Origin of the sequence: Blastomonas sp. CCH1-A6, assembly GCF_001556365.1 — a bacterium.
Lineage (GTDB): Bacteria > Pseudomonadota > Alphaproteobacteria > Sphingomonadales > Sphingomonadaceae > Blastomonas > Blastomonas ursincola.
In genome coordinates this window covers 1-3,053 of the sequence record NZ_LSIS01000139.1, presented here as the reverse complement: position 1 = coordinate 3,053, position 3,053 = coordinate 1, and the positions used below count along the sequence as shown (strand labels likewise).

The 3,053-nt window shown below is 64.6% G+C and carries 3 protein-coding genes; all 3 read left to right on the top strand.

Annotation, left to right across the window (positions count from 1 at the left end; translation table 11 throughout):
- Nucleotides 1–760, top strand: a 760-nt coding sequence (sucB, locus tag AX735_RS05430) for a dihydrolipoyllysine-residue succinyltransferase (protein ID WP_156447429.1), incomplete at its 5' end; no start/stop codon positions are given.
- Nucleotides 761–937: 177 nt separating this feature from the next.
- Nucleotides 938–2,335, top strand: coding sequence for a dihydrolipoyl dehydrogenase (lpdA, locus tag AX735_RS05425; RefSeq protein ID WP_066276861.1), 1,398 nt, complete (start codon nt 938–940; stop codon nt 2,333–2,335).
- 245 nt (nt 2,336–2,580) lie between these two features.
- Nucleotides 2,581–3,053: TRIC cation channel family protein (locus tag AX735_RS05420; RefSeq protein WP_066276856.1), on the top strand; the 473-nt coding region annotated here is incomplete at its 3' end.

Here is a 3,053-nt window from a genome sequence, read left to right as displayed (position 1 = left end):
CGGTCTCGCGACCGGCACTGCCGCTGCCGCCGCACCGGTCGCCAGCGGCAGTGCCGGTCGCGAGACCGAGCGCGTGCGCATGACCCGCATCCGCCAGACCATCGCCAAGCGCCTGAAGAGCGCGCAGGACACGGCGGCGATGCTGACCACCTTCAACGACGTCGACATGACGGCGGTGATGGAAGCGCGCAACACCTACAAGGACCTGTTCGAGAAGAAGCACGGCGTGCGTCTCGGCTTCATGGGCTTTTTCGCCAAGGCCGCGTGCCTGGCGCTCAAGGACGTGCCGTCGGTCAACGCGCAGATCGAGGGCGACGAGATCGTCTATCACAATTATGCCGATATCTCGGTCGCGGTCAGCGCGCCCAACGGCCTGGTCGTGCCCGTGATCCGCAATGCCGAGAGCCTGTCGTTCGCGGGCATCGAGAAGACCATCGCCGATTTCGGTAAGCGCGCCAAGGACGGCACGCTGAAGATGGAAGAGATGCAGGGCGGCACCTTCACCATCTCGAACGGCGGCGTGTTCGGATCGCTGATGTCGACCCCGATCATCAACCCGCCGCAGAGCGCAGTGCTGGGCCTGCACCGCATCGACCAGCGCCCGGTCGTGATGCCCGACGGCTCGATCGCCGCGCGTCCGATGATGTATCTGGCGCTCAGCTATGACCACCGCCTGATCGACGGCCGCGAGGCGGTGACCTTCCTCAAGACGATCAAGGAAGCGATCGAGGATCCGACGCGGCTGCTGATCGATCTGTAACGGAAGTCGAAGGGCCGGGCGGAACCGACAGCGTATCTCTTCGTCACCCCCGCGCAGGCGGGGGTCCCGCTTCTGCCCCCGACCGCGACCAAGCGGGACTCCCGCTTTCGCGGGAATGACGGGAAAGACAGTGCCAGACGGGTTTGATATGGCCCGAACGCACGATGGAGTTTGAAAATGGCTGATTATGATTTCGACGTTCTGGTGATCGGTGCTGGCCCTGGCGGCTATGTCGCGGCGATCCGTGCGGCGCAGCTGGGCCTGAAGACCGCGTGCGTCGAAAGCCGCGCAACGCTGGGCGGCACCTGTCTCAATGTCGGCTGCATCCCTTCCAAGGCGATGCTGCACGCGTCCGAACTGTTCGAGGAAGCCGCAAGCGGCAAGCTCGCCAAGCTGGGCATCAAGGGCACCGTCGAACTGGATCTCGAGACCATGCATGCGCAGCGCCGCGATGCGGTCAAGGGGCTGACCGGCGGCATCGAATATCTGTTCAAGAAGAACAAGGTCGAATGGCTCAAGGGCCATGCCGCGTTCACCTCTGCCGATACCGTCGATGTCGCGGGTAAGAGCTACCGCGCCAAGAACATCGTCATCGCCACCGGTTCGTCGGTCACCCCGTTGCCCGGCATCACCGTGGACAATGACGCGCAGATCATCGTCGATTCGACCGGCGCGCTCGAACTGGCCAAGGTGCCCGGTCACATGGTCGTCATCGGCGGCGGCGTGATCGGCCTGGAACTCGGCAGCGTGTGGAAGCGCCTCGGCGCCAAGGTCACCGTTGTCGAATATCTCGACCAGATCCTGCCCGGCATGGACGGCGAGATCCGCAAGGAAGCGAACAAGGTCTTCAAGAAGCAGGGCATCCAGTTCAAGCTGTCGACCAAGGTCACCGGCGCCGAGGTCAAGGACGGCAAGGCCGTGCTGACCGTCGAGCCCTCTGCTGGGGGCGACGCGGAAACCATCGAAGCCGATGTGGTGCTGGTCTCGATCGGCCGCCGCCCGAACACCGATGGCCTGGCGCTCGACAAGGCGGGGCTGACCGTCAATGGTCGCGGCCAGGTCGAGATCGATCATGATTTCCAGACCACGGTCCCCGGCATCTGGGCGATCGGCGATTGCGTGCCCGGCCCGATGCTGGCGCACAAGGCCGAGGACGAAGGCATTGCCGTTGCCGAGAATATCGCAGGGCTCACGGGCATCGTGAATCACGACATCATCCCCAGCGTCGTCTACACCATGCCCGAGATCGCGGGCGTGGGCCTGACCGAGGAACAGGCCAGGGAGCGCGGCGAGATCAAGGTCGGCAAGTTCCCGATGATGGCCAATTCGCGCGCCAAGACCAATCACGAGGGCGACGGGCTGGTCAAGGTGATCTCGGACGCCAAGACCGACCGCGTGCTCGGCGTGTGGATCATCGCCTCGCTGGGCGGCACGATGATTGCGCAGGCCGCGCAGGCAATGGAGTTCGGCGGCACCAGCGAGGACATCGCGTACACCTGCCACGCCCACCCGACGCACAGCGAAGCGCTCAAGGAAGCCGCGATGGCGGTGCAGGGCAAGCCGATCCATATCTGAGGCGAAGGCCGCTCTCTCCCCAAAAAGCCCTCCCCCTCGATGGGGGAGGGTTCGGTGGGGGTGATTTCTCCATATTGCACTCAGGGTGTCGCACGACACCGGTCAATCACCCTGTCACCCTGAACTTGTTTCAGGGTCCATTTATCCTCGCGCAGCTTCGGTTGTTGGGGCACGATAGATCCTGAAACAAGTTCAGGATGACGCATGAGCGTGTATTCAAGGCCTCACTCCCTTAGAGCTGTTGCATGACCAGCCCCCTCTCTCCTGGCCCGCTGCCCGCCGCGATCGATCTCGGCACGATCCTCGGCACGCTCGACATGTTCGGCATCGCGGTGTTCGCGGCATCGGGCGCGCTGGCGGCGGCGGCGAAGCGGCAGACGTTCGTCACCTTCACCTTTTTCGCGCTCGTCACCGGCGTGGGCGGCGGCACGGTGCGCGATCTGCTGATCGGCGCGCCGGTATTCTGGATCGTCAATTCGCGCGTGCTCGTCGTGGTGCTGGCAGTCTCCGCACTGCTCTGGGTCACCCCGCAGCGCTGGTGGGAGGGGCGGATGCTCGACTGGTTCGATGCCGTCGGCCTCGGCGCGTACAGCGTTTTCGGCGCGGCCAAGGCGATGCAGTTCGGCGTCGATCCGCTGCCCGCCGTAATGATGGGCGTGATCACCGCGTGCGTCGGCGGCATCATCCGCGACGTGCTGGCGGGCGAACCGTCGATCAT